The sequence below is a fragment of the Rubritalea tangerina genome, from assembly GCF_042683245.1.
GTDB lineage: Bacteria > Verrucomicrobiota > Verrucomicrobiia > Verrucomicrobiales > Akkermansiaceae > Rubritalea > Rubritalea tangerina.
Window position 1 is genome coordinate 21,228 of the sequence record NZ_JBHUJB010000033.1, and the last position, 26,764, is coordinate 47,991.

16 protein-coding genes are annotated in these 26,764 nt (G+C 50.5%); 7 read left to right on the forward strand and 9 right to left on the reverse strand.

Going from position 1 to position 26,764, the window contains the following annotated elements:
- Window positions 1–19: 19 nt before the first annotated feature.
- From ACFSW8_RS07595 to ACFSW8_RS07610, 4 genes are all read right to left on the reverse strand, one after another.
- Complete coding sequence (locus ACFSW8_RS07595) at window positions 20–376, reverse strand: hypothetical protein (RefSeq protein ID WP_377088181.1); 357 nt, start codon at window positions 374–376, stop codon at window positions 20–22.
- 12 nt (window positions 377–388) lie between these two features.
- Window positions 389–1,609 (reverse strand): UbiA prenyltransferase family protein, encoded by a 1,221-nt coding sequence (locus ACFSW8_RS07600; RefSeq protein WP_377088183.1) that lies wholly within the window; start codon window positions 1,607–1,609, stop codon window positions 389–391.
- A gap of 36 nt (window positions 1,610–1,645) precedes the next feature.
- Complete coding sequence (locus ACFSW8_RS07605) at window positions 1,646–10,363, reverse strand: tetratricopeptide repeat protein (protein WP_377088185.1); 8,718 nt, start codon at window positions 10,361–10,363, stop codon at window positions 1,646–1,648.
- 178 nt (window positions 10,364–10,541) lie between these two features.
- Window positions 10,542–10,970 (reverse strand): RNA-binding S4 domain-containing protein, encoded by a 429-nt coding sequence (locus ACFSW8_RS07610; RefSeq protein ID WP_377088188.1) that lies wholly within the window; start codon window positions 10,968–10,970, stop codon window positions 10,542–10,544.
- Window positions 10,971–11,136: 166 nt separating this feature from the next.
- Here ACFSW8_RS07610 and purE point away from each other — a divergent pair, with 166 nt between their 5' ends.
- Both purE and ACFSW8_RS07620 read left to right on the forward strand, forming a co-directional pair.
- A complete protein-coding gene (gene purE, locus ACFSW8_RS07615; protein WP_377088192.1) occupies window positions 11,137–11,625 on the forward strand; it encodes a 5-(carboxyamino)imidazole ribonucleotide mutase in 489 nt (162 codons plus the stop codon).
- Between the two features lie 20 nt (window positions 11,626–11,645).
- Entirely contained in the window at window positions 11,646–12,806 is a 1,161-nt protein-coding gene (locus ACFSW8_RS07620) for a 5-(carboxyamino)imidazole ribonucleotide synthase (RefSeq protein WP_377088194.1), read from the forward strand.
- 270 nt (window positions 12,807–13,076) lie between these two features.
- Here ACFSW8_RS07620 and ACFSW8_RS07625 read toward each other — a convergent pair whose 3' ends face one another.
- Window positions 13,077–14,423: a sulfatase family protein gene (locus tag ACFSW8_RS07625; RefSeq protein WP_377088198.1), complete on the reverse strand. Its 1,347-nt coding sequence runs from the start codon at window positions 14,421–14,423 to the stop codon at window positions 13,077–13,079.
- 174 nt (window positions 14,424–14,597) lie between these two features.
- On the opposite strand from ACFSW8_RS07625, the gene ACFSW8_RS07630 reads away from it, so the two are divergent.
- The gene (locus ACFSW8_RS07630) at window positions 14,598–15,947 is read left to right on the forward strand and encodes a sulfatase-like hydrolase/transferase (protein WP_377177871.1); all 1,350 of its coding nucleotides are present in this window, start codon (window positions 14,598–14,600) and stop codon (window positions 15,945–15,947) included.
- A gap of 83 nt (window positions 15,948–16,030) precedes the next feature.
- Here the strand turns inward: ACFSW8_RS07630 and ACFSW8_RS07635 are convergent, their stop codons facing one another.
- On the reverse strand, window positions 16,031–17,020 hold the full coding sequence (locus tag ACFSW8_RS07635; RefSeq protein WP_377177873.1) for a L,D-transpeptidase family protein: 990 nt from the start codon (window positions 17,018–17,020) through the stop codon (window positions 16,031–16,033).
- A 49-nt stretch (window positions 17,021–17,069) separates the two neighbouring features.
- Window positions 17,070–17,876, reverse strand: a complete 807-nt coding sequence (locus tag ACFSW8_RS07640; RefSeq protein ID WP_377177875.1) for a PEP-CTERM sorting domain-containing protein — start codon at window positions 17,874–17,876, stop codon at window positions 17,070–17,072.
- A 171-nt stretch (window positions 17,877–18,047) separates the two neighbouring features.
- Here ACFSW8_RS07640 and ACFSW8_RS07645 point away from each other — a divergent pair, with 171 nt between their 5' ends.
- The 3 genes from ACFSW8_RS07645 (at window position 18,048) to ACFSW8_RS07655 (ending at window position 21,879) form a co-directional block, all read left to right on the forward strand.
- The gene (locus tag ACFSW8_RS07645) at window positions 18,048–18,986 is read left to right on the forward strand and encodes a L,D-transpeptidase family protein (RefSeq protein WP_417750630.1); all 939 of its coding nucleotides are present in this window, start codon (window positions 18,048–18,050) and stop codon (window positions 18,984–18,986) included.
- A 140-nt stretch (window positions 18,987–19,126) separates the two neighbouring features.
- Entirely contained in the window at window positions 19,127–20,521 is a 1,395-nt protein-coding gene (locus ACFSW8_RS07650; RefSeq protein ID WP_377091418.1) for a metal-dependent hydrolase family protein, read from the forward strand.
- A gap of 137 nt (window positions 20,522–20,658) precedes the next feature.
- Window positions 20,659–21,879, forward strand: coding sequence for a carbohydrate porin (locus ACFSW8_RS07655; protein WP_377088210.1), 1,221 nt, complete (start codon window positions 20,659–20,661; stop codon window positions 21,877–21,879).
- Window positions 21,880–21,898: 19 nt separating this feature from the next.
- On the opposite strand, the gene ACFSW8_RS07660 is transcribed toward ACFSW8_RS07655, so the two are convergent.
- Complete coding sequence (locus tag ACFSW8_RS07660; protein ID WP_377088211.1) at window positions 21,899–23,404, reverse strand: DUF1254 domain-containing protein; 1,506 nt, start codon at window positions 23,402–23,404, stop codon at window positions 21,899–21,901.
- A 26-nt stretch (window positions 23,405–23,430) separates the two neighbouring features.
- On the reverse strand, window positions 23,431–24,927 hold the full coding sequence (locus ACFSW8_RS07665) for a DUF1254 domain-containing protein (protein ID WP_377088212.1): 1,497 nt from the start codon (window positions 24,925–24,927) through the stop codon (window positions 23,431–23,433).
- Between the two features lie 159 nt (window positions 24,928–25,086).
- Here ACFSW8_RS07665 and ACFSW8_RS07670 point away from each other — a divergent pair, with 159 nt between their 5' ends.
- The gene (locus ACFSW8_RS07670; RefSeq protein WP_377177879.1) at window positions 25,087–26,367 is read left to right on the forward strand and encodes a dipeptidase; all 1,281 of its coding nucleotides are present in this window, start codon (window positions 25,087–25,089) and stop codon (window positions 26,365–26,367) included.
- The last annotated feature ends 397 nt before the right edge of the window (window positions 26,368–26,764 follow it).

Genomic DNA, 26,764 nt, shown 5'->3' on the forward strand with positions numbered 1-26,764 from the left:
ATAGGTTTTGGGTAGGTGATTATTGGTTAGTTGATTGGTCGGCATCGTGGATACGTTTGAAGTATTCGCGGACACCGGATTTAAGTTCTTCAGGGACATCGTCACGTTCGACGAAGGATTCCATTTGGCGTGAGAAGTCTTGGGCTTTTTTGGTGGTGTAGTTACCGGAGACACCGGAGCCTGACTCGGCCTCTTCAATTTTTGAGAGTGACGGGCCACCACCTTTTTGTCCGGAGAGTTGTTCGAGTGCTCCGTTATTTTCTAGTTCATCGCCTGGTTTTTTACGGGACTCAGATGTGGCGGAACCTGGAGCGAGGCCGTTGCAGGGTTTGAGGGCGAGTTTATTGGATTGTTGGTCAGAAAACTTCTGACACATTGAGAGGTTCTTTCAGAGGCCGTCGAGGCGTTTTTTGGCGCTTTGTCTGGCCTGCATGCGGATCCATTTATTGGCAACTTGGTTGAGTGCATTATTGCATTGGGGGAGTTTGGCGTTGAAGGCGTCGAAGTTGGCATTGGGGTTGCGTTGGAACTCGAGCTCGACTTGTTTGAGTTGGTTAGCGAGTTCTTTTGCTTGGGCATCGAGTGCTTGCATGTCTGCGCCGAGCCCGAGGCTACCAGCGGCACCAGCGCCTGCGCTATTGCCTGATGAGGATTTGGAAGCTGCGGAGAGTTGTTTAGAAACTGATCGCAGTTTTTCGATTTGTTTTTTGAGTGCCGCGATTTGTTCTTTTGTTGCTTTTTTGCCAGTGGGTTTTTTGACGGCGAGTTGTTTGAGTTTTTTGGCTGCGTCGTTGAGTTTTTTATCTTCGAGGTCTTTAGCGATTTGTTTGGCTTCTTTTGAGCTAGATTTTTTAAGATTTTTGATCGCTTTTTTGAGTGTTTCTTCGTCGCGTTTTTGTTCGAGTTCTTTGGACATTTCGCGGGCTTTTTGTTCGAGTCTGGCGAATTGTCTTGCGGCTTCTTTGCGGTTACCGGTGGCCTCGAGTTGGTCGACATGTTTTTTGAGTGTATCGAGGTCGAGTTCTTTGGCTTCATCGTCGCTGAGGTCTTTTTCCATGTCGTCGACGATTTTTTTGAGGGCGTCGATGGCTTCAGCGGATCGGTCTAGCGTGGTAGCTTCATCTGCTTGGCGATCGAGCACACCTTGGGAAGTGGGGATGAGCGCCATGGAAGCAGTGGCGGTGGTGAGCAGGAGAGCGAGGACGGCGAGCTTTTTCGAGTAACGCAGTGGGATGGTTTGAGGGTCACAGCTAGCGAGTTGCGTAGTGGTCCATTGTTCCTGCATCGAGCTGAGCTGGGAGTCTTGGGACTCGGATAGGTGGAGGGAGGTGACAATACCGTTTTTGAGGTCAAAGTGTTTGTCTGCAAAGTGTGCTGCGTGGCGGTGGTTTGCCCATGAGCGGAGGGCAAGAATGAGGGCGACGAGGAAGCTCAAGGTGCCAGAGATTGCAAAGATGAACCATGGGACAGAGTAGCCACGCAGGAGGTAGATCAAAGCTAAGAGGGTGCCCAGCAATGAGAAGCCAAGGGCGGCAAGAATCAGCGACCTAAGCGTGGTACTGAGGTTCAGCCGCTTGGCTACGCGGTCTAGGAAGGGAGTGAATTTCATAGTATCAACTGAGTTAGAATTCTTTAGAGGGGGGAGTTAGGATTTTGGTTGTTCTAGCAAATCGAGTTTTTTGAGGAGTGTGTTTCGGCGGTTTTTGGCCTTAGGATCGATGCCTTTGAGTCTGAGTTTTTTGGCAATTTCGATGGCTTTATCTTTATTTTCTTGGAGCAAGTAGATTTCAGCAGCGTAGACTGAAGCGTCATCAAAGAGCGAATCCCAGCGTTTGTCGCCATCTTGCATTAACTCCATAGCGGCATGGTAATCGGCTAATGCTTTATCGTAGTCTTTCTTTTCATAGAAATGCCAAGCGCGGTGGACGAGCATGGACTTTTTCGCATTGGGGTGGGTGGACTCAGCACTAGTGAGTTCAAAGACCTCAGCTTCAGTGAGGCCACGGCCGGCCATGTTGTTAGCAGCCCAAAGCAACTTGTACTGCATGCTTTCGGCTGACTCTGGGTTGGCATAGAGCCAGGTGAAGAGGTCCATTCGGTAGGCTTTGTTATCGTCTTCGAGCCAATAATCTTCATTTTCGACTGGCCAGGAGATGTAGACGGGAAGGTTGGCGAGCTCGAGGACTTTTTTGTATGCTTTTTGTCCTTCGGGGCTAAGTTTTTTACCCCAGGTGTCGAGTTCTGGACGTTTATTGAGTTTATGGGAGACGAGTTTAGCGTATGCGAGTGGGCTAGTTCGGCTACGGTTATCAGTATTATCTTTCTCGAAGGTGACTAGCACTAGTCGTTTGAGAAGTGGGAGGAGGGTTTCTAACTGGTGTGGTGATTGTTTACGAACGGACTCTACCAGAGCGAAGCACATGGAGTGGGAGAGTTCATCTTGGGCATTATTTGCGTAATAATGGAGATTGCTGTGATCGCCCTGATCTTTCTCATAGAGTTCGACGATAGATTCGAGTGGCTTGAGGTTCCCTTGCTTCATTTCATGGATGGCATGGAAATGGTAGAGATCGACGAGCCACTTTTTATAGCGATCACCGGAGCGTTTGGCGTGTTCGTTGAGGAGGAAGGCGTAGGTTTTTCTGCCGATTTCATTTTTGATAGGCTCGGCATTGAGCGAGATACCGGTGTGTGCTTGGCAGAGCGACGCGAGGGCCTCAACTCGAGTTTCTTTTGTGAGGGAGTTGAGTTGGGTTAATTGTTTGGACAGGCGAGCTGTGCGCGTGATTTGGCCTTCGCTTGCTTTTTGTTTATCGAGTTTTGGTTCGAGGTAGAGGAGCTCACATTCGAAGCGGAAGAAAGCTCGCTCGTCGTCGAGGGCGGTTTTGAACTTAGGAAGGATAGCTTCGAGTTGGGCATCGTATTGGTGGTTGGAACCACCATTCCAGTGTCGGTAGAATTTGCCGGGGAGTGGGAGTAGGCGCTTGGCCACATCGAACTGATTTTCCTTGAGCAGAGCGAGGATAGCGGGGATGTCGCCTCTTAGGCCATCTGCTGAGTTACTGATGAGCCAGTTGATGGCGTTGTGGTGTGAGCCAGCTACAGAGATGTTCAGTGCTGCAGTGGAGAGGTCATTATAGACTTGTTTTTGTTCTCCTCTGAGTGGTCGTTTGACTTTTTCTAACCATGTATCGAGGACAGCTTTACAGGCGGCTGCGTTATTCTGCTTTTTATGGGCACGGGTGTATGCCTCTAGGAGCCTTTCTTGGATGTCGGTACGCGCACTGCGTTTTCCATTGAGGTGATTTTGTTGGAGTTTTATGACTGCCTGATTGAAGTCCTCGTTAAGAATAAGCTTGCTGTCATATGTGAGGGCTTTCGCAGCGAGCATTATGCGGAAATCGGTGGGGGCATGTGCATCGTTGAGGTGTGCTAGGAGGAGCGTGTTCTTTGTGGATGGGTCTTTTTTAGCTCCTTTACATTTAGATTCCGCGATGAGTTGGAGTGTTTGGTAGATGGGGGTATCTGCAGCTTTAGTTGTCCATTCGGTGACGAGTGGGTGATCGGCTTTGATGTTCCATGATCCGTTATTATAGAATTCATGGAGCAGGGCGACGGTGGCGATGGATTGAGCCTCGGGGCTCATTTGAGAGAAGTCTTGAGCCATCTTGTCGAGGTAGACCCAATCTTTCTTTTGCTTTGTATCAGTGGTTGCGTTTTGGAGTTTGCGGCGTTCGATCTCGATACAGTCTTCGAGTGAGCTGTATGCGGAAGGCGTCCAGAGGACATGTTCACTGATGCTTTCATCGGCATGGATATGGCTGATGAACTCAAAAATCTTGTTAGAGGGTTGTTTGTTTTCTTTCCAACGGTAGATGATGGTTTCGAGGAGTTGGTCCTTGGATGCATAGAGGGCGCCACTGGATGAGGAATAGCGGGAGTATTGGCCGCCATTTTTGAGTGATTCAGCGTGGCCATGGATGTATGCTTTTACGAAGTCGAGAGTTTTTTCTGGGTAGGCAGTGAGGCTTTTTCTAGCGAAGTCAGCAGCTCGTCTTTCGGTTTGGTAGAGGTTACGATTTGATGAGCTGAAGGTTTTGCCATCTTTTATTTCTTGGGCCATGGTTTCCATGGCGGTGAGTGCCTCTTTGGCATTTTGGGCAGCTAATTTTTTACCGATAGCGATGAGTTTTGGGTGTTTCCAGCTATCGGTATTAGGCATGACATCTTCGAAGTTCGTGTAGATGGCACTGAGCTGGGCGTCTGGGAGATTGGTGAGTTCGTCTGCGCATTCTTCGAATGCTTGGTTGACGAGGGCAGTTTTGTCTCTGTCGCTGGAGGTGAGGCTGGCTGCGGTGAGCAGTGAGCCGAAGCGCTTTTCTTTATTTTCTTTGAGAGCTTCGATGACTGCGTTCCAGTGCTTTTTATTTTTATGGATGTAGTGGTCGAGGTCTTTGAGAGGGGCCTCGATAGATTCTACGGTGTAGAAGCTTTGCCAGCCTGAGGCGCGAGTGGTTAGAGGGAAGTAGTCTTTGGCATCGGCGACGAGGCCGAGTCTTTCGAGGAATGCGATACATGACTCAGTGTCCTTGTAGGTACGTTCGGTGAGCATGCGGCGCGCATCATAGGAATGGTTATTGATGGGGAGTTCGTGGATCCAAGAGGCTTTCAGCATCATGCTGAGGAGCTCAGGATTTTCAGCGAGAGCTTGTGAGATGGTTCGGCAGGTGTACTCGACGGAGTTGGAGCTATTTTGTTTACCACTACGTTTTGGCCACTCGGAGCGGTCACCGAGGATGGTCTCTAGCATCTCTTTGTATTTGAGAGCGGCGAAGTCTTTGGAGATATCGTGGAAGCTATTTGATAAGATATCGGTGGCTGCTTTGATTTGTTCTTGGCGATCTCGGTAGCCGGAGTTGCCCACTTTTTTGAGTTTAGGGAGGATTTCTGCGAACTCTTTATCGACGCGTTCTTTGGTGTATGGTGCGAGGTTATTGAGGTTGTTAGCGAGTTCGTAAAGTGCGGTAGTTTTTGATTGTTTCCAGGATTTGCTGAGTGTGTCTTTTTGGTTTTGGAATTTTTCCCCTCTGAGTTTGGAGAGCTTTATGAGGTCACTGAGGGCCTGTTCGGTATCGGGTGCAGATTTTTTGAGTTCTTTGATGAGGGAAGGCGGGAGGACGGCATTGGCTCCGTGAGACTTGAGTTTTTTGCAGAGTTCTTCTTGGAGGTTAGACGCTTTGCCGCGGGCATAATTGTGGCGGATATTGTGTAATGAAAATGGTGAGACCTCTTCTGTGCTTTTTGCAGAGGAGAAGATATCGGCTTTGAGGGCGGTGTGCATCCACTCGAATTCTGAGTTTGGGCTGATTTTTCCAGCGCTTTCGAGGAGGTTGAGGATCATGTAACCGGCTTCGGCGCCTTGTTGGTTTTTGAGAAGGGCTCTGGAGATGGATGTGACGGCAGCGACTCGTTTTTTATTTTTTTCCTTACGGTCATTATCTTGTTCAAAGACCGACTGGATGTAGTTGTTATTGTTAAAGTGTTTTGACTCGGCGAGGTCACTGAGGATGGGTACTAGCCACATGAGCTCACGCTCGGTTTCGGGTGTTTTTTCTAGATGTTCTGCGTAGTCAGCGACGAGTGAGGCCCAGAGATACCATTGGTCAGGAGAGACTTTGGTCTGAGTGGGGATGCTGACGCTGACGTCTTTATTTGGAATGGAAGTGGTGAGGACCTTGAGTGCTTCTTCAGGTTTGTCTTTATGGAGAGAGAGGGCAGTTCTTAGAGCTTTCCATTCTTTGTTAGCGCGTGGGTCTTTGAGCGACTCGATGGTGTTAGGGACTTCGCTTTCACGTCCTAACAGATGGAGTGCGACACAGTAGGTGTCATTCCAGATAGAGCTGGATGTGGTGTAGGTTTTGAGGTGATTGAGGAAGAGGTCATCGAGTTTATTTGACTGGATACCATTGATAAGGTCATCCATGCCATTGGCTGGATAATGGGAGTGGATTTTGTGGATAAAGAGCCGAGCAGCAAGGCGTGCGGCTTGATCTTGTTTTCCAGATTTGGTGAGGGGGGTGAAGCGTTGGTGGAGTTTATCGTATGAGATACCGGTGATGTTGCGAAGAATGGTTTCGCGTTTTTCTTGGGTCTTTTGGTTTAGTTTCTTACGCGGCAGCTTGATGTCAAGTTGGGCAGCAGCTAGTTGGGTACGTTGTGCGACGTAGCTATTGCCGGGGCTATTATGGAAGGTGGTGAGTGCTGTGGTGAGAATTTTAGTTTTGCCGGCGAGGTCAGCCTTATCGCATTTTTGTGCTACTTGGATGATTCTGGCGTCGGTGGCGGCTTTGGCGAATTTGGTATCAGCCGATTTTCTAGATTTGATGTAGAGTTCGAGTGATTCGAGGTATTGTTCGTCTTGTTCGAGTTGGTAGGCGAGCGTGTTTACAGCGATGGGCGACTCATACGTGTTAGATGCGATGGCCTCACGGAGTTTATCTTGAGCCTTTTTGGAATCGTTGAGGGCGGTGTATAGTTCCGCGGCGATGGTTTTAGATTCGACGCGTGGGAGGGATTTCTCGAGGGTAGATTTGATTGTGTCTTTATCGAGATTTGGGTAGAGGTCGTCGTTTAAGAAGAGCTCTTTAGTAAAGATACCGAGGTTAATTTTGGACGCTTGGTTCAAGTAGCTGGCGTCTTGGTAGAGAAGGAAGCTGTAGTCATTTCTGGAAGTGTAGTAGGCGAAGGCTGAGCTTTTTTTCTTACCTTTGAGTGTATCGGTGAAGTCGGGGTGGTTAAAGAATTCTAACAACCTTTTTTCATCTCCGAGTGAAGCAAAGATGAGAGCTGCGAGTGAGCGTTGGTGGGACGACTGATAGGGTGAGTTATGTTCTTTAAGGAGGTTGTTATCGTAGCATTGGGTGATGAGTGTTAGGAGGGCCTTTTTGCGTTCATCGGTGAGGTGCTCATCAGGTTGTGAGTACTGGGAGCAAAGTTTTGAAAAGACGCTAGGGGGGCACTTGTGATTTTGGGATAGGAGTGCGTTAGCGCGGCTGAGGGCTTGATCAAATTGTTCGTCGCTGGATTCTTTGGTTAAGAGGAGGGATGCGGCGTAGTACTCGATATCGGGGTTATCCTTGGAAGTCTTGAGAAGGCGGATGCCGTCCTCGAGCTCGAGTGACTGGAAGGATTGCATATCCGCAAGGATGAGTAGTGGGCTATCGGGGAATTTTTTAATGAGTTTTTTATAGTCGATGCTGTGGCCGCCCCAGCGTGAGTTTGCGTGGAGTTTGTTGAGGTAGAAGAGTTCGGCGAGGACATCGACTTCGGGGACTTTTTCTTTAATGAGGTGGTTATGGATCGAGTCATGCAATGGGCTAGCGCCGATGGATGACATGATGGTGAAGAGGTGGGTGTGGGAATATTTTTGTGCTTCATCTGGGGAGCTTGGGAGTTTGATGAAAGGATTATTTGCGTTCCAGCCGCTGTGTCTTGAGTTTTCGAGGTTATTGCGGAATTGGTAAATGGTGTCGCTGAGGGTGAGGACTTCGGGGTAGTAGCTAGAGCTCCAGGGGGAGCGGACGGGGTAGCTGTCGGCTTCGATGTCTGGAAGTTCCCCGCTGGCGGAGCTGAGGTTGATGAAGAGTTCGGAGGCTTCATCGAGTTGGCCGTTTTCTTCGAGGAGGGTGGCGTAGAGGTATTTTGCACGCCAATCGTTAGGGTGTTTCGCTACGAGGGTTTTGAGGCTGATGAGAGCGGCATCGAGGTAGCCGATACGGAACATTTCGACTGCGAGTTGTTCTGCTTTACGCGGGTCGGAGCTTTGGTTTTGTGCTTTAACGAGGGCGAAGGCTTTATCTTCTTGGCCGGAGCGGAAGTAAAACTTGAGGAGTTGGTTTTGGGCATTTTTAGCTCCGGTAATTTCAGAAGCTTGTCGGTAGTAGGTTTCGGCGGTATCGCTATTGCCGAGGCGTTCTTCGATATCGCCGATGTTGAGGAGAAGCTTCTCATTGTTAGGCTGGAGGGCGAGGGCTTCTTTTGTGTATTCGCGTTCGGCGTCGAGGTCTTGTTCTTTGATAGCGACTTGGATGAGTGCGAGAACTGGGGAGATGGCTTTTTTATTACCTGAGCGTCGTTTGAGGAACTCGTTTTTGAGTTCATTGAGTCGAGCGAGGTCGTAGTTGAGTTTAACGAGTTCTCGGGACCAATGCATTTTGGACTCGACGGTTTTTGCTTTTTCGAAGGAATCCCAGAGGACTTCGTGAGCATCTTGGTACATACCTGCGTGGAGGTATGATTTTGAGAGGAGGGAGTGGAGGTCATCGGCTTTTTCGAAGCGTGCGATGGCTCTGCGGAGGTTGGCGATTGCTTTACCTGTTTCGCCATTGTTTTGGAGGAGGTCGGACTCCCAGATCCAGACGACTTTATCGTTGGGGGCGATTTCTTTCCATTTGGCGATGGTGTCGAGTGCGGCGTCTGTGTCACCGATACTTTTTTGGAGTTGGCAGAGTTTTCTGAGGAAGACGGTATTGCGGCCTGAGGGGGAGTCGATGAGTTTTAGCAGCACGGCGCAGGCTTCATCTTCCAATTTATGTTTCACGAGGAGACCGGCCCAGAAGTAGGTGCTGAGTGGGTCAGGTGATTGGGTGAGGGTGGAGCGTGCTTTATCGATTTGATTGTCTGATGCGTAGAGTTGGGCGAGCAAGCATTTGTCTTGGGTGCTGAGTTCTGAGGCGCTTTCTAACTTCTCGATATAGCGTTGGTTGCTTTCGGTGCGTTGGATGAGCTTGAAGGCCATTTTGATGGCGTCATCGAGTTCTTGTGGGCGTTGTGCTAGGTGGATGAGGTCTTCACCGAATGGGAGGGCTTGCTCATCATTGTTAGAGCTGATAGCTAGTTGGCAGAGGGTATGGAGGTAGCGTGGGTCGCTGGCGAAGTCATTTTTTCTATTAAGGCAAATGGAATAGGCTTTTTCAGGGGCGCCTGCGGTAGCGATGTTAGTGGTGATACGGATGAGGCTTTCGATATCTGCGCCACGGGTGGCTTTGGTGAGGATATCGATGGCTTTTTGTTTTTGCTCATTTTGGATGTAGAAGCTAGCGAGGGCTTCGCGTGAGAGCAGAGCGGAGTCTTGTTGGGAGAGGTTGAGTAGGAGGGTTTCAGCTTCGGCTTTGAGGCCATTTTGCAGGTAGATTTGTGAGACTCTGATTTGGTCGGACTCAGCGGAGCCGACGAGTTTTTCAATTTTTTGGATGAGTGGTTTGATTTCGTCTTTGCGATCGAGTTGGTGGAGGAGGCCGATTCGCTGGAGGAGGAGAGGTTCAGACTCACCTTGTTGTTGGATGAGGAGGTCGAGTTCTTTGAGAGCTCGGTCAAACTTTTCAGAATTGGTGAGTAGGACGATAAAGTCTTTTCGCAGCTGGAGGGCATCTGGGGCTGACTGGAGCAGCTCGGCGAAGAGCGATTCAGCTTTATCCCACTCATCGTTAGAGGCGAGTAGGAACGCGTAGCGCTGTTTGATATTTGTGCGGTGTTTTTGGGAGGAATGGAGTTCTCTATAGAAAGTGATTTGGCCAGTGAGGTCACCTTGTCGGTCGAAGATGCTGTCGGCTTTACGAAGAATTTCCGATTCTAACCATGAGGCATTGCCTGTGTCATTGAGGGTGGTTTTAAGGGATTCGAGTGCGGCGGGGATTTGGTTGGCTTGGCCTTGGAGTTCGGCGAGGCGGATTTGGAAACGGACTTTTTCGTAGGGGTCCTTGGTTTTTGAGATGAGGGTTTGGCAGAGTTCGATGGCTTTTTCGTAGGCACCTTCTGTGGCGGCGGCATCCACGAAGTCGATACCGACGTCGCTGGATTTGATAGCTTCAGACCAGAGGGCGAGAGCCTCGTCTACTTTACCGACTCTGAGGTAGCAGGTACCGAGGAGGCGGGTGGTTTCGATGGAGGATTCGGCGTCGTCGAGTTTGATTTCTTTGAGGTCGTTAATGGCCTCAGCGAAATTGAGGTTACGGAAGTGGAGTTCGGCTCTGAGTTGGTGGAGCGGGGAGGGGTTGGGGGAATTGGCTATGGCGTGGCCGAGGGAGGTGATGGCTTCTTGGTCGAGGCTACGGCGCATTTGGTAGCGTGCGAGGAGAGTCCAGTCTTGCCAGGATTTTTGAGTTTTTTCTGTGAGGTAGGCGCCGAGGGCGTCGAGTTCTTGTTCCTCCATCCAGGCGCCATAGAAGCGGTCGAAGAGTTGTTCATTGAGGGGGCGGGACTGGAGGGCTTTATGGTACTTGAGGGCTTTATCTCCTGGGGTGATTTCTGCTGATAGTGTGCTAAGGGCAAGTGAGAATACGAGCGGAGAATAGAAGGGTTTCATAATGTAGAAGGATCAGTGGACTTAAGGTGTGGTAGATAGTACTGAAGGTGTGTGGATTCTAACGACACGATAGAATCGACGCGGTTACACTGGGGATAATGGTGCGTCAGCTCAAGCTGGAAATTGTAAAAAATGCGCAGTGGTAGGCATTTTTGACAGAGAGTGGGGGGAGGAGGTATTAGATTTCGCCTTGTTGTTTTTTGTAGGAATGGAGGCCTTTTTTCCAATCGCGCATTTGTTTTTTTGTCATACGTCCTTGGTCGCCCTCTTTACGGAGGAGTCGGTTGGCACGTTTTTCGGCGCGTTTTTCTTGAGCTTGTTTGAGGGTGTCTTCGCTGGTGTGGTCGGTGTAGGAGGCCATAGCGATGGGGGCGCTGACGCGTTTATCGAGGAGGGCGGTGACTTCGATATGGCGTTTGTAGAGGCCGTCGTGGGTGGGGACATCGAGGTGGTCGCCGACGCGGACGAGAGTGGAGGCTTTGATGGAGGTATTGGAGCGTTTGACTTTGCCGGCATTACAAGCTTGTGCGGCAAGGCTGCGGGTTTTGAAGAGGCGAACGGCCCAGAGCCATTTATCGATACGTACAGCGGTGAGATCTTCGCTCATGGGGTAAAGTGTGGGAGAGGAGGGAGGGGCTTGCCAAGTCTGAATCTGCGGGGGGAGGATTGAGGGGTGGGAGGAGTAGAAAGGGAAGTGGTGGTGGGTGATAAAAGGCGTGCAATTCGCGTGGGGCGTGACTAGGGTGCCGGCCTAAACACGGCACACAGAACAAATGGCAGATAAAAAAGTAGCAATTGTGATGGGAAGCAACTCGGACTGGCCAACGATGAAGTTGGCAGCTGAGGCATTGGACAAGTTTGGTATTGGCTATGAAGCGAGTGTGGTGAGTGCGCACCGCACGCCACTTGGCATGGTAGAATTTGCGCAGAAGGCTGAGGAAAATGGGTTTGAGGTGATTATTGCGGGTGCAGGAGGTGCAGCGCATTTGCCGGGGATGATAGCGGCGATCACGACGCTTCCTGTACTGGGATGTCCGGTAAAATCGAGTGCCTTGAATGGTCAGGACTCGTTACTTTCGATTGTTCAGATGCCGAAGGGGATTCCTGTGGCGACTTTTGCGATTGGTCCAGCGGGAGCTGCGAATGCTGGTTTATTTGCGGTGAGCATGCTTGCGGGGAATGATCCTGAGTTGAATGCGAAGCTCAAGGCCTACCGTCAGGAGATGGTGGAGATGGTGGCTGAGATGAAGTTAGAGGATTAAATTTCGAGGAGGCTTGTACGATGTCTGATCAGGTATTTCTTCCGGGTTCCACGATTGGGATTCTTGGTTCTGGCCAGTTGGCCCGCATGATGTCTCAGGCGGCATTGCCACTGGGTTACAAGGTGGTGGCATGGTCAGGTGGGGCGGATAGTTCGGCAGTGGACCGTGAGGTCGATCTGGTGATCGACAGTGGGTATGATGATGAGGCTGCGAAGGAAAAGTTCCTGAGCATGGTGGATGTGGTGACTGTGGAGACTGAGAGTTTGCCGCCGGCGCTTTTGCGAGATGTGGGATCGAGGGTTGAGTTACGGCCGAATGCGAAGGCGGTAGAGACTACCGGTACGCGCGAGCTAGAGCGCCGGTTTTTGGCATCGATCGATGCTGCGCAGACGGAGTTTCGCGTAGTGGACACGGTGGAGCAACTAGAGAGTGCGTTTTACGATCTGGATGGCAATTGTGTGGCGAAGACAGCTCGCGATGGATACGATGGAAAAGGCCAGTGGCGTCTGAAGTCGGTAGAAGATCTGGAGCATTGTAAGCGCGACTGGGATGGTCGTTGTCGCTTGGTGGTAGAGGGGTTCATTCCTTTTATTATGGAGTGCTCTGTAGTCGTGGCGCGCAATGCCGCTGGTGAGGTGAAGGCTTTTCCTTTGGTTGAGAACATTCACCGTCATCATGTGCTGGATGTGTCTATTTTACCTGGTCGGGTGGATGAAGCTGTTGCTGAGCGCGCGCGCGTGCTCGCTGAGAAAGTGATTCAGGGGCTCGATTACATTGGCATTTTGGCCGTTGAGCTATTTGTGTTAGAGAATGGCGAAGTTCTTGTGAATGAGATTGCGCCGCGTCCGCACAACTCTGGGCATGCGACGAATGATGGCTGTGTGACTTCTCAATTTGAGCAACATGTGCGAGCGATTTGTGGGTTGCCCTTAGGTGATCCGAGGCCGCATGGCACCACCGTGATGGTGAATTTGCTGAGTGATATTTGGAAGAGCGACAAGGATGCATTTGCGGATGCTGAGATCGCGGCTCTCACTGGTGCGAAATGGCATTTCTATGAAAAGGAATGGAAGGCTGGGCGCCGGAAGTTAGGTCATGTGAACTTTGTCGCAGCGACTTTGGAAGAAGCGCTCTCTGAGAGTGAGAAGCTGCGCGGGGTGCTTTTCAAGCATGTTGAGTAAGTGCCGTGAGAGGCAGTTGAGGCGGCAGCGCTTGAGTTTATCGTTATAGGCATCACCCAGCACAGACTCTGGTCGTGCTGGGATTGGTGGATGGGGTTCTCTCAGGGTGAAGAGGGGAGCCTTGTGTGTTTATGAAGTGGTATAATACCCTCTCTCGACTCGGAATAGACGCATGGAGAGTGGTTGAGTCTTGTGAAGTTTGCGCTTCGCGATTTTAGAGTAAATCGGATTATCTTACCGAATGTCATCGTTGTGATTCAGTTCTGATGATTAGAGGTTTGCGGCGGGTCGTTTTTGGTTGGTGATGGTGTGGTCGAGTTTGCGCATACGGGTGCGCAGCATTTGGCATTTGTCAGGCATGTGGGGGGCGAGGTTGTGTTTTTCGGCGATATCGTTATGGAGGTTGAAAAGCATGGGGGTGTTCTTTTTGATCAAGAATTTCCATGAGCCGTGGCGGATCCCTTCTAGTTTCCCTTGGCTGGAATAGTAGAGGAAGGTGTCGCGGGGTGATGGGGCGGAGGTGGTGAGTGTGGCTGAGAGGTCGAGACCATCGATAGGGCCGCGGGTTTTCATTTCGGCTCCGGCCAGGGAAGCGAGAGTGGGGAAGAGGTCGATATGGCTGGCGAGGGCGTCGTTGGTGGTATTGGCGGGGATGATGTTTGGGCCCCAGATGATGCAGGGGACCCGTTGCCCTCCTTCGAATGTGGTTCCTTTTCCATCGCGCAGTGGTTTTGCTGAGCCGCCGTGGTGTTCAAAGCGCAGCCAGGGGCCATTATCGGAGGTAAAGATGATGATGGTGTTCTCGGTGAGTTGTTGGGCCTTGAGGGCGTTTACGAGTCGGCCGACTTCGCTATCGATGTGTTCGATGACGGTTTTATAGGCATTGAGTGGGTTGGGGTCATAGCAATCTTCGGGTACGAAGAGGGGGATGTGGGGCATGCTGTGTGGGATGTAGAGGAAGAAGGGGCGTTCTTTGTTGTTGGCAATGAAATCGATGGCTTTGTCGGTGTAGCGGCGGGTGATGGTGCGTTGGTCGACGGGGAGCTCGATGATGCGATCATTTTCTAGCAATGGGGTGTTCCAGGACTGGGTGGCAGTTTTTTGGTTGAGCCAGATGTTGTCTTGGTTGCCCTTGGGTTTGCCGCGATTATCTGGATGGGCCATGTCGTTGGAGTAGGGGATGCCGTAGTAGTAATCGAAGCCTTGTTGGGTTGGGAGGAAGGGTGGGTGGTGGCCGAGGTGCCACTTGCCAATGCATGCGGTGGCGTAGCCTGCGGAGCGGAGGACTTCGGCGATAGTGACCTCTTCTGGGTGGAGGCCACGTTTCGAGTAGGGGAAGAGGACGCCTTTTTCGAGGCCTACGCGTTTCGGGTAGCAGCCAGTGAGGAGGCCGGCGCGCGAGGGGGTGCAGACTGGGCTGGGGGAATAGAAGGAGGTGAGTTTGGTGCCTTCTTTAGCGAGGGTATCGATGTGTGGGGTTTTGATGGTGGTGGAGCCAAAGCAGCTGAGGTCATTGTAGCCTTGGTCATCGGTGAAGATGAGAATGATATTTGGCTTTTGGGCGGGAGCTAGTTGGCTCAGAGCGAGGGCTAGGAAGATGAGAGTGGAGCGGAACATGATGGTGAATTGGAAGGGTACGTGGAGGTGGGGGGCAATTGATCAGATTGGGGGGAGATTCGTGGGGTTTGTGGAAAAAATGTAATAATCTGAGTGGCTCTTACATTGGTAAGTAGTTCGGCCAGTGTCGCAGTTACTGGATGGGCAAAGAACACCCTTACTATTTTCCAAATTATGATTAGATCGACCCTCATTGCATGTTTATTGGCTGGCGTGACTGCGCTGGCATCGGAGCGCCCAAATGTCATTGTCATCATGGCTGATGACTTGGGGTATCGGGACTTAGGATTTCAGGGGTCAGAGGTGGTGAAGACGCCGCATTTGGACGCACTGGCGAAGAATGGAGTGATCTTTACTGACGGGCATGCAGCTGCATCCGTATGTAGCCCTTCGCGGGCAGGGTTCATCACGGGGCGCTACCAACAGCGCTTTGGTCACGAGGCGAATTGTCCACGTGGGAAGCAAGGAATGGTGACAAGTGAGTACACGATGGGGCAAGCCTTCCAGTCTATTGGTTACAAGACCTACATGATTGGTAAGTGGCATCTTGGCAACCTCGAGGAGATGTACCCGACGCAGCGTGGCTTTGATAGTTTTTGGGGCTTGAGAGAGGGCTCACGTGGCTTTTTCTACAAGGAAGGTAAGGAGAAATTTGGCAACTACCATTCGATTGAAGAGAATGGAAAGCATGTGGCATTTGAGGGGTTCTTAACGGATAGGATGACCGATGCGGGTATTGCGATGATAGAGGCGAACAAGCAGGACCCGTTCTTTATGTTCCTATCCTACACAGCGCCTCACACACCTCTGCAAGCGACTCCAGAGGATAAGGCAAAGGCCAATGGGAACGCGTATCATGCATTGATCCAAAACATGGATGATAACATCGGACGCTTGGTCGCATATCTTGAAGAAAATAAGATGCGTGAGAATACGGTGATTTGGTTTCTCAGTGACAATGGAGGCACCGTAGGGTCGGCATCTAACTACCCGCTCAATGGTAAAAAGGGCGTGGAGTTTGAAGGTGGGCACCGCGTGCCATTCATTGTGAATTGGCCAGCCAAGATCAAGGGTGGGCAGCGTTTTGATGGATTGACATCGGCAATGGACATCTTTCCAACAAGTTTCAAGTTAGCGGGAGGAAAAGAGACGCCTAATAAGTTAGATGGGGTTGATTTATTACCCTATTTGGTGGGTGAGAAGTCTGGGGATCCGCATGCGACATTGTACTGGCGTAAGTTAGAGCAGGCGGCGATTCGTCATGGTGACTGGAAGATGATCCGAGGTGAGGGTTTACCTGAGATGTTGTACAAGATGGGGGATGACACGAGTGAGTTAAACGATGTGGCGAAGCAGCACCCCGAGAAGGTACAGGAGCTCGGCAAGATGATCACGGACTGGGAGAAGGAGTTGGTAGAGCCGCTGTGGCAGGAAGGCAAGGGGTTCATCAAGGTGCGCTACAAGAAGAACATCGAGTACCGGGATGCCGAGATGGTGAAGCCTACTTTAGGGGCGAAAAAATAACTCCATAGAAACATTTCATTGTGTAGGTTGTTGGCGGGTGGGTTTCGGCTCACCCGCCAATGTATTTGAGACGCGAAGTGGAATTAATTCGCGGTCTTTTTTTCCTCTGGGGTGAGGACATTCATGGGGCCATCTGAGCGGGTGGCTTCGGTGCTGGGGTCATTGGTGGCCAGGAGTATGGTACCAGGAGCGATGATTTGTTGGATATTTTGACCAAAGCCTTGTGGGAGTTGGATGCTTTGGCGCAGGCGTTCGACTGCATTATCTGGTGAGCCACCGTGGAGGGCGAGCATGGACCAGGGGTGGACGGGGCGGCCCGTGCCGGCGCTTCCAGCTTCTAGGCCTTCGAGCATGAGGAAGATGCCTTGTGGCATATCATCGCTGAGGGTGAGAGCGGCAGGGGATTGGCCAATGAGGATACCATTGCGGAAGACGTAGAGGGTTTTATCCGCGTAGCTGAGGAGGAGGTTGACGGGGCCTTCAGGACTTTTCTGAGGTTCCCAGACGACATGGCCTTTGGGAACGGGCTTGGAGTCGGCTGGGCCGCGGCTTTCCAGCAGGATGGAGGCTGGCTTTTTGGAAATTGCGGGTGTGGCTGCTTTTTCGGTGATGACCACGGTGGAGCCATTGCGGGTGGTGCTGTAGAGTTTTTCTGAGAAATCGTAGGGTAGGCGGATGCAGCCTGCTGATGCTGGGTAGCCAGGGAGTTTGCCGGCGTGCATGGCAATGCCTGTCCAAGTGAGTCGCTGCATGTAGGGCATCTTGGCTCCTTTGTAGATGTTCGACTCGTGTTTCTTTTTACGTTGGAGGATGGTGAAGACACCGGTGGGGGTTTCTTTGCCTTCACGGCCGGTGCTGACGGTGGATCGGCCGATTTGTACGCCATTGCGGTAGACGTAGGCCATTTGGTCATCGAGGCTCACGACGACGAGCACGGGGCCTTTAGGAGCACGCTCTGGGGCCCATTCGAATTGGCCTGCTTGGAGTGGTTGTTGTGCAGCCTGAGTGAGGCTGGGAGAGCAGAGGAAGCAAGCCCCTGAGAGGAGAGAGAGAATGAAAGGTTTCGCCAGCATGGGCGAAGCATAGCTGAGGGGGGAGGGTCTTGGCAAGGAGTGATGCGTGTTATCGGCGACGGCGCAGGAGGAGGCCACAACTGGCCAATGCGAGCATGGTCACAGCACTCGGTTCGGGGATGTTGGTGACTCGCACGTTGATGTCATCGAGAATGATGACGACATCTTTTTTTGAGTTTTGGAATTCTTGTTCAGGAATTTCGGCGGTGAGATTGAAGGTATAGATCCCCGCCTGATTGATGATGGTTGATTGAGAGATCATTTCAGTTTCTTGGTAGGGATCATTAGGGACGGGCTGCATGTAGTCGATAGAATCGGTGATGCCGAGTTTGGTATTCGATGGTGAGACAAGTTCCCATGAGACGGTGGCATTGTTTTGGACGTCATTATCGATGAAGACGCGGTAGGTCAGGTCGAGAGCTGCGAGGCGGGTTTCGCCGGGTGCGAGTTCGAAAGAAATTGAGTAGGAGGCGCTGGATGCGATATCGATTTTTTGGGCGTTGGGGCTGGGTGAGCGCGAGTCATCTTGGACGGCAATGAAGCCAAAATTCGTGCCAGTGTAGCCGATGGTGCCCGCACCATCTGGGATGTAGTAGTTGAGGTCATCGAGTCTGGCGTCGACGATGGCGTTGCCGCCATTGCCTTGGAAGTCGGCAGTTTGTCCCACCTCAAATGGGTCTGGGAGGGAGGTGGGGTCGGTCGGATCGACCGCCGTGAAAGTCGCATCCACGATTGTGGGCGTGTTGTCTGAGACAAAGGTCGAGACTGTGGCGCCGAGAGCTGTGACGGTAGCAGCCTGGCTGAGTGGTGAGAGGAGAGCGAGGAGGGTTAGTGTGGAGAGGGAGTAGCGCATCATGCGGGCACGAGGGTAGTTCACGGGATGATAGAAAAAAGGGGAAGCAGGTGTCAAATTGTTAACTTAAAAGAGGGCTTGTGACTGGGCTGTCTGTTAGTTTCTCTTGAATTCTTTGAGCAGTATGCTTGAAACAGGACGATGAAATTGTTGAAACCTCTTTTCTTGGCGGCGATGGCTGCAGCGGTTGCTGGTGGTCTGAGTTCTTGTGCGACGAGTACGCAGACACGATTGGCACCTGGTCAGTACGAATGGCATCCTGAGCGTTCACCATCGGGGCCAGTGTTGATGGTAGTGAGTATCGACGACCAAATGGCCTACGTTTACCGCAATGGTGTGCAGATTGCACGTTCGACTGTGAGTACCGGCCGCGAAGGGAAAGAGACTCCGACTGGGGTCTTCACGATTCTTCAGCGCAAGGTCGATCACGAGTCTAACGTCTACAAGGGGGCGAAGATGCCTTACATGCAGCGTTTGACATGGACAGGCATTGCGATGCACGCAGGCGAGCTTCCGGGTTACCCAGCGTCTGGTGGTTGTATTCGGTTGCCGTATGCCTTTTCTGAGAAGGTGTATGGGGTTTTGCGTAATGGGTCTACGGTGGCAATCACCAAGAAGGGAACCATTCCATCCTACTCGAAGAAGCCAGCGAATATCTTGATGGCTTCAAAAGCGCGTCAGTCATCGAACAAGGCGATTCCAGACCCACAGGGTCGTGTGATTTGGGAGCCGGGCAAGAGCCGCAGTGGTCCTTACTCCGTGTTACTTTCGTATGCGGATAGAACTGCCTACGTATGGCGCAATGGGGTCAAGATAGGGCAGAGCCCAATGGGTATCGCTCCGGGGTCGAACCCACCTGAGGGAGTATTCATGAAGTTAGAGGGAGGCAGCGGGCCGACATCTTGGTCGGTGCTTAGCTTAAATGGCGGCAAGGTCACAGGAGATCCTGCAGGTAGCATTTCTAACAACATCAGCTTCCCAGCTGAATTTACGAGCAAGACGCGTGGGATTCTTACGCCTGGGACTATTCTATTAGCGACGCGTGAGTCCTCGAATGCGAGCACGATGTCCAAGCGTGACTTTGGTATTATTCAGCCAGAGGCTAAGCAATAGTCGGGGGATTTTATCTGAATTGAAGCTACCGAGTTCACCGTGTGTGGGCTCGGTATTTTTTTGTCGCGCGAATAGGGCTGACAAATGTGAAGTGGTGTCGTATTGTTAGTTTACATTTCCCTCATACTAACACCACAGCAATGAAACGTACTATTAGATCTCTAGCAGTTGCCATCGGAGCATTTTGCACCACGGCACTGAGCGCGGAAGAAGTCAAATCGAGTTACACGCTTATTAAGAATGTGAACATTTTCGATGGTAAGTCTGAAGCCTTGGCTAAAGGTTCCTCGGTTCTCATCGAAAACAACCTGATTAAGTCGGTAGGCAAGGATGTGAAAGCGCCTGAAGGAGCCACCGTGATTGATGGTCAGGGTGGAACATTGATGCCAGGTCTGATAGATGGTCATGCACATGTGATGATCAACGCCAATTTTGATGAGGTTGAGAAGAACATGGACATTGTAGACATTTCAATTCGATCTGGGAGGGTTGCAGAGCGTTTCTTGATGGATGGCTTCACGGCTGTACGCGACATGGGTGGGCCGGCATTTGGCTTGCAGCGTAGTATAGATCAAGGTTTTGTGAAGGGACCGCGAATCTATCCATCAGGAGGGTTTATCTCTCAAACTTCTGGGCATGGAGATTTCCGTGATAGAGCAGACGCAGGGTTCTCCATCAAAGATGCGGGAGACCTCTCTAACTTTGAGCGCATGGGGATAGGCAATGTGGCCAATGGTGTCCCAGAAGTGCTGGCAGCGACGCGCCTCAACTTACGTAATGGGGCCTCTCAGATCAAGGTGATGGCTGGAGGTGGTGGTTCATCTCGTTTTGATCCGATTGACACCACGCAGTTTTCATTGTCTGAGTTGAAAGCGATTGTTGAAGCAACGAAAGATTGGGGAACTTATGTAGGTGCGCACGTATTTAATGATCGTTCGGTAAATCGTTTATTAGATGCTGGCGTAAAGTCTTTTGAGCATGCGTTCTTCATCAATGAAGAAACGATGCAGCGTATTGCAAAAGAAGGTGGTTTTGTGGTCCCGCAAATGTGGGGTATTTCACCAGATCTTGCACGCAATCCATTGATGCCATCGAACAAGCTTCCCATGATCAAGGAATTAGCTCAGCAATATAAGGATGTGGGACGTCAGTTAGTTAAGCATAAAGTGAAGGTTGTCTTTGCATCTGATTATGTTGGAGCCTTTGCAGATGCTGAGCGTGCACGTCGTTATGAAATCTGGTGGCGTACACAGTGTTTTGACAGCAACTATGAAGTATTGAAGCAAATGACTTCGACAGCTGGAGAGCTTTTGGCGCTTTCTGGTCCACGTAATCCGTATCAAGCAGGCAAGCAAGGAGTGATTGAAGAAGGGGCATATGCGGATCTTTTGTTAGTAGACGGTAACCCTTTAGAAGATATCACTGTAATCGGAGGGACAGACAAGTGGTTTGATGCTCCCGAAGAGTATAAACCAATTGAAACACTGAACCTCATTATGAAGGACGGGGTGATTTATAAGAATACGCTTAAGTAAGTATTTGTTTTTATTTAAGGCCGCACTATGGAGTGTGGCCTTTTTTTCTCATGAGGAGGTGAACTCGACAAAGGCTGGTATGTAGGTCCTGAGCGTTGTGCTGATAGGGACAGGGGCCAGCCTAACAACATAGAAGTATGAAACAAACGATACAGGTATTATTGGGTATGGTGGGCATTGGGGTGCTGTCGGCAGCGAACAATGACATCACGGGGCCGGGTTCGGTAGAGAATCAGATTCAAGACGATGCTGTTGCGGGATCGCACACAGGCAAGGATTTATTAGAGAGGTGGAAGGCGCAGAAGCAAGAGATTAAGGAGCGGACGGGCTTTTTTATGAATTCGGATTATTCGGCTTTTTATTTGGGAGGCACGAATGATTTTGGGCCGAGCGAGGCGGGCAGTGGAATCTTCCGGGTGTATGGGGGCTGGGACTTGGTGGATCGTGGTGGGAACAATCAGGGAGGATTGATTTATAAGGTAGAGCATCGGCATCGGTATGTGGATACGACGCCTGCGGGTTACAGTTTGGCGGTGGGGAATGTGGGGTTTCTTGGTGCACCCTTCAGCGACAACAATTTGCGTCTGACGAACTTGTACTGGAAGCAGAAGTTTGCGGATGGTCGGGGCAATGCGATGCTTGGGTATCTGGATGCCACTGACTATGTGGACATTTATGGATTAGCGAATCCGTGGACGGCATTTACGAACTTGGCCTTCAGCACGGGTGGTTCGGCGATTGCGTTGCCTAACGATGCGACCTTTGGCGCGATGGCGGCTTTTTGGCTGACTGAGCAGGTGTATGCGATCGGGAGTATTTCAGATCTCAATGCCGACCCGACAGATCCATTCAAATCTGCGGACTACTTTTTTTCTCGCAATGAGTACTTCAAAAGTTTGGAGCTTGGTTGGACGACCTCTCAGGAGCGAGCTTACTTCGACAACATCGACCTCACATTTTGGCATGCTGACAAGATTGAGGCGACAGCGAACCCGGACGGTTGGGGGCTTAACTTTTCAGCGACGAAGTGGGTGGACGACATTTGGATGCCATTCTTGCGCGCTGGGTATACTGAGGATGGTGGCAGTTTGTTAGAAACCTCTGTGAGTGCGGGTGTGGGCTATCAGGCAGATGGAAGCAGTGACTTATTGGGAGCAGCATTCAACTGGGGGAGGCCTAATGAGAATACTTTTGGCCCCAATTTAGACGATCAATACACGATTGAGGTGTTTTACCGTTACCAGCTCACAGAGAATATAGCGCTCACACCCGACATTCAATTTTTGATCAACCCCGCGCTCAACCCGCAAGATAGCAGTATCTTTCTGGGTGGTTTGAGAGCGCGTATTGTGTTTTGATAGCTAGACAACTATAGGCTTATTTCACGACTTCAGGGTCACCAGGTTTCCAGCTTTTGTCGAACCATGGCTCGAGTGGCCCGTAGAGGCGGAACATGAGGTTGAAGCTTTTACCCGGGCTTGTTTGAGCCCAGTTTGCTTCTTTTCCTGCAGGGGCTTTGGGACCGAACCAGACCGTGACACTACCATCCTCGTTGACAAGCAGGTCTTTTTTCTTGGAGTCGATTCCACCAGATTTTTGGTCTGTTTCGAGGATTGAGCGGGTTTGACCGCTATAGAGCATAAAGGACCAAAAGTTTGCTGCGGGAATGGGTGCTGGTAGTTCAATTTTATAGGTTTTACTACCGTCGAGGTAGTCGCCATTTTTGTCCCTAGCAGTCATGCAGTAGACAGAGCCCTTTCCAATTGGTGGAGAAGTCATCGCTGGGGTGATGCCTGTGGCCATGTAGTGGAAATAGGTGCGGTCATCCAGCATGCGCACACCGTCGACAATGAACTCGTGGCTTTGTCTTTGGAATGGAGAATTCCACTGACGATCTTTGTAAAAGAAGACCTCTGGGTCACGAGGTGCGTAGGTGATGCTGCGTGCTGTGGCGTTGCCGATTGCGGCTGCCTCGGTGAGGATTTTTTTCATGCGAGCATCAGGCTTGAAGGGTTGTCCCTTCACGATGCCAATAGAGCGGAAAGTGCCGACAAGTTCTGGTGAGAACGCTGTAGCTGGCTCGCGTTGTACAGCTGCATTGATTTCTTCGAAAAACTTGAAGTTGTTCGCGTGAACTGTGTTGTACTTGAGGCCACTGAGGTTGACGAAGGTCTCTTTGGGTGGATTGGAAGTCTCGCTGAGAGGGTAGATGTTCATTCCCTTTTTGAATTTTTCTACCACTTCTTTCGTCTCTCCATTTGGGCCAGGTGTGAGGCGTACGAGAAACCAGTTCATGTAAGACTTGGATTTTAAAATGAAGTAACCCTCTGGCACTTTCCCATCATAGTTGGGTGGAAGTAGCAGGTATTTGCCGCCCTTGCCTTTGTCGGGTCCCAGTGCTCCGAAGTCTGCCACGTATTGAAAGGCTGCATCATCCATGAGTCCTAACACTCCTGCTGGAACGTCTAACACGATTGGCCCTTTACTGGTGTCAACGATGCTGGTGACATAGATAGTGGTGGTATTTGGAGTGAGCCAGATGGAGCGTGCGTCCATGAGGTTTTCTTTGATGCCAATTTGGTTTGGTTGAAGGCCTACTTGAGGAAGGCCCATAACAAAGGCCTGAATAGCAGCGACAGGAATACCGTCTAGGAATGCTGTGATCCCTCGAGTAAGGTCAAGGTTGTCATAGAGTTTTTCGACGCTTTCCTTGCTCGGCATGCCGTCGAAGAACTTGAGTTCACCGAGTGCCTCGGTTTTCACGATGTCAGGCGTGGTCACAGATTCTGGGACTGCAGCCGCATATTTAGGTGAGGCAGAAGTGCTGGCTGCTGCGAGAATACTACAAAGAATGCTAATGCTGAATGGTTTGTTCGTCTGCATGGTGCTTGTATAGAAGGCTGCTCTGATTATTTGATTAACTCGACTTCACTTGGTCGCCAAGTTTGTTCAATCCACGGTTTGAGTGGAGAGTACATACGCAGAATGACGAACCAGCTTTTGTTAGGAAGGGTTTGAACCCAATTACTTTCCATTCCTTTAGGTGCTTTTGGCCCAAAACATACGGTGAAGGAACCATCGTCATTTTGTTTGAGGCCCTCGGTATTTCCTCCGACTGTGGGGGATAGCTGATCCGTTTGTAGCATCGATCGGGTTTGGGTGTCGTAGACGGTGACGGCCCAGAAGTTTGCAACTGGCGGATTAGCAGGGATAGTGAGTTTGTAGTTTTTTGAACCATCAAATACAGCCTTGTTTGAGTCGAGGTAGGTAATGGCGTAGTCAGATCCAGTACCTTCACGTGGTGCGGCCATGGCTGGTGTGACGGCAGTGTAGGGATAGTGGAACATTACGCGCGCATCGCTGTTCATCGTTTCACCATCCTTGCCATTGAAGAAGACATTGCGATCCGTGTACGCCATGATCCAGGCGCTTTTGGTGTCGGGGTAAACACGTACACCTTCCATGTTCTTGTTGTGTCTTGGGTACCAGACGATGGAGCGCGAAGCTGCGTTGCCTAGTGCGACACCGTCAGCGAGAATCTTTTTCATACGAGCGTCTGGCGTAAACTTTTTGCCCTTTTGAATACCGATAGAAGCAAAGAGACCTCGGGTTTCAGCATCGACGACTCCTAGTGGCTCATATTGGATCACTTCGTTGAGGTGGTGGTAGAACTCACTATTGTTAGGGTGAATGGTGTTGAACGCCTTGCCGGAGGCGCTGATGAATTTCATCTCAGGTTGGTCTTTGAATTTTGAGAGTGGGTAGACTTTTACATTTTTTGTACAAAGCTCAGCAGCAGCTTTGACATTACCATTTTTTACAGACGAGCGTAAGAAGACCCAAACTTTGTAACTCTTGGGACGATAAACGGCAAAACCATCAGGCACTGGACCGTCATAGCCCGGTGGAAGATAGAGGTATTTTCCTGCAGTAGGGAGGTTATTGATGAAGCGGAACCAGGCGTCATTAGCTGCACCTAAAAGACCATCTGGAACTTCAACGACGGTAGGGCCATCGCGTTTGAGATCTAGGTCAGGAATACAATACACAGTGGAACTGTTACCTGTGAGAAAGAGCGATTTGGGACCCATCAATTTATCAAAAATCATTACTTCATTTGCCTCCACAGCACCTAAGGAGTGGGCTCCGTCAATGAGAGCCTTGAGTGAGGCTGCTGGCATCCCCTTAAGAAAGGTGTCCATTGCGCGTGTGGTGTCTAAGTAATCGTAAACCCTCCTCGCTGTCTGAGGAAGTGGAGCACCGTCGAGGAACTCGAGGGTTCCGATGGAGGTTTCAACTTTGTTAGGAGTTGATATGGAGTCGAGGACTCCCTGTTTTACTTGGGCACTCGATAGCTGAACAAGTGAGAAGGCCAGTAAACCAGAGAGAGCAAATGTAGGTTTCATAGAGTGTGTTAGATTATGAGTATTTTACTTATTATCAAGTTAAAGATTGCAACAGTAGGGTGTCTGTTGATTACGGTTTTACCTATCCAAAAAATCTTGTTACACTGACGCGACATTGAATGCAGTGCTGGGGGGCGGCGTTCCAACTCTCTCGACCTAATGAAAACATTACTCAAGACACTAGCAGCCTGCGGGTTGATGATGGGCGTGGCTTCGGCTAGCGAAGAATCGAAGACCTGGCCAGCGAGTGAGAAGGCTAAGCAATTTGTGAAAGACACGATTGTGATTGGTTTTTTTGCCAGCCCCAAGGGAGCGGGGTGGTTAGAGGAGAAGACGGTGCACGATTATCTCAATCGTTCGCGAGCAGCTGGGATTACGGGGCACGACATGACGCTCGCAGCGACGAATTTTACGTGGGAGCAATATCTCAATGAGCTTTATAATTTCCGCAAGGCATATGCGGGGCAGCCTGGGCAGTATGTTTATGTTCGCTCAGTGAGAGATATCGAGCATGCGCACAAGACTGGGAAGACGGCGGTGTTGTGGAATGTGCAAACCTCTACGGTTCTCAACAATGATCTAAAGAAGGTGCCGATTCTTAAGGAACTGGGGATTACGAGTATGATTCTGACCTACAATGATGTGTTCAGGGCGGGTTCAGGAGGTCTAGCTGAATATAATGGGACAAAGATTGGTCTCACTGCTTGGGGCAAGCAGATCATCGATGAGTTAGTGAAGTACGGTATTCTAGTAGATCTCAGTCACACCGGGCCGAAGACCTGCATGGATATTATCGAGTACATGGAGGAAAAGCACCCTGGTGTTCCATTTGTGTACACGCATTCGTTACCGACTGGTCTGTATAAGAATGAGAAGAATGCGACGGAGCGCGGTTGTTATCGCAACATTTCTGATGAAGAAGCAAAGCGCGCAGCCAAGTCTGGCGGCTTTGTGTCACCGACATTTACCGAGTGGATGATGGATGGTATTTGGCCTGATGATATCACTCCGCAGCAATGTGCTGACATGATCGACTACTATGTGAAGCTGATTGGTGTAGACCATGTGGGGATTGCTTCGGATGACATGTTCACGACGAAGCCTACTCTCGACTTTGTGAAAAAGAATGCGGCTGCTTATGATGATGGTGGTTATATGGTTAATGCTTTCAACAAAGGAGCGACTGATTGTGGTGAGCTCGCTAAGATTCTCGCAGCTGTGACAGATGAGCTGTGGAAACGTGGGTACTCTAACGAGGACCTTGCGAAGATCTACGGCGGCAACAAGATGCGTGTGTACCATAAGGTGTGGGAAGGTTTGCCAGATGAAGAGCGTAAGAAGGGGGCAGCGCTGCGTGCTAAGCAGTTAGAGAAGCTCAAGCATGAGGTTCAAGGGGATCCGCATGACCCGCTCAGTGGATCCGCTCTAACACAGAAATAGATCAATCGATGGTAGGCTCACATGTATTCATGTAGCATATATGTTGATAAAGTGAGCGCTTTGGGAACCCGAACGGGATTCGCTTCTCAAGCTCAAGAGGCGAGCTGCAGGAGACAAGCCTGGGGCTAGTCTTATATATACAGATCTCAACGACAAAGGTGTTGAGGTCTAGCTATCTAAATTATTTTTAAGCCTGAAGCCTTTCAGACTTCTAGTCGATTTTTGCAACTCCCCAGAGTTGGTTTTGCCACTCTGGGATTGGTGTCGAAACCTCGTTGAAGTTTTTCAACAGTCTGTCGCATGTGATCGTGTGGACTTTTTGATTTAAGGTGGGTGAGCGCTAGGGCTGGGTAGTATTTTGTGAGTGGTGGCAGGGAATTTTTTTCGCACGAGAGAA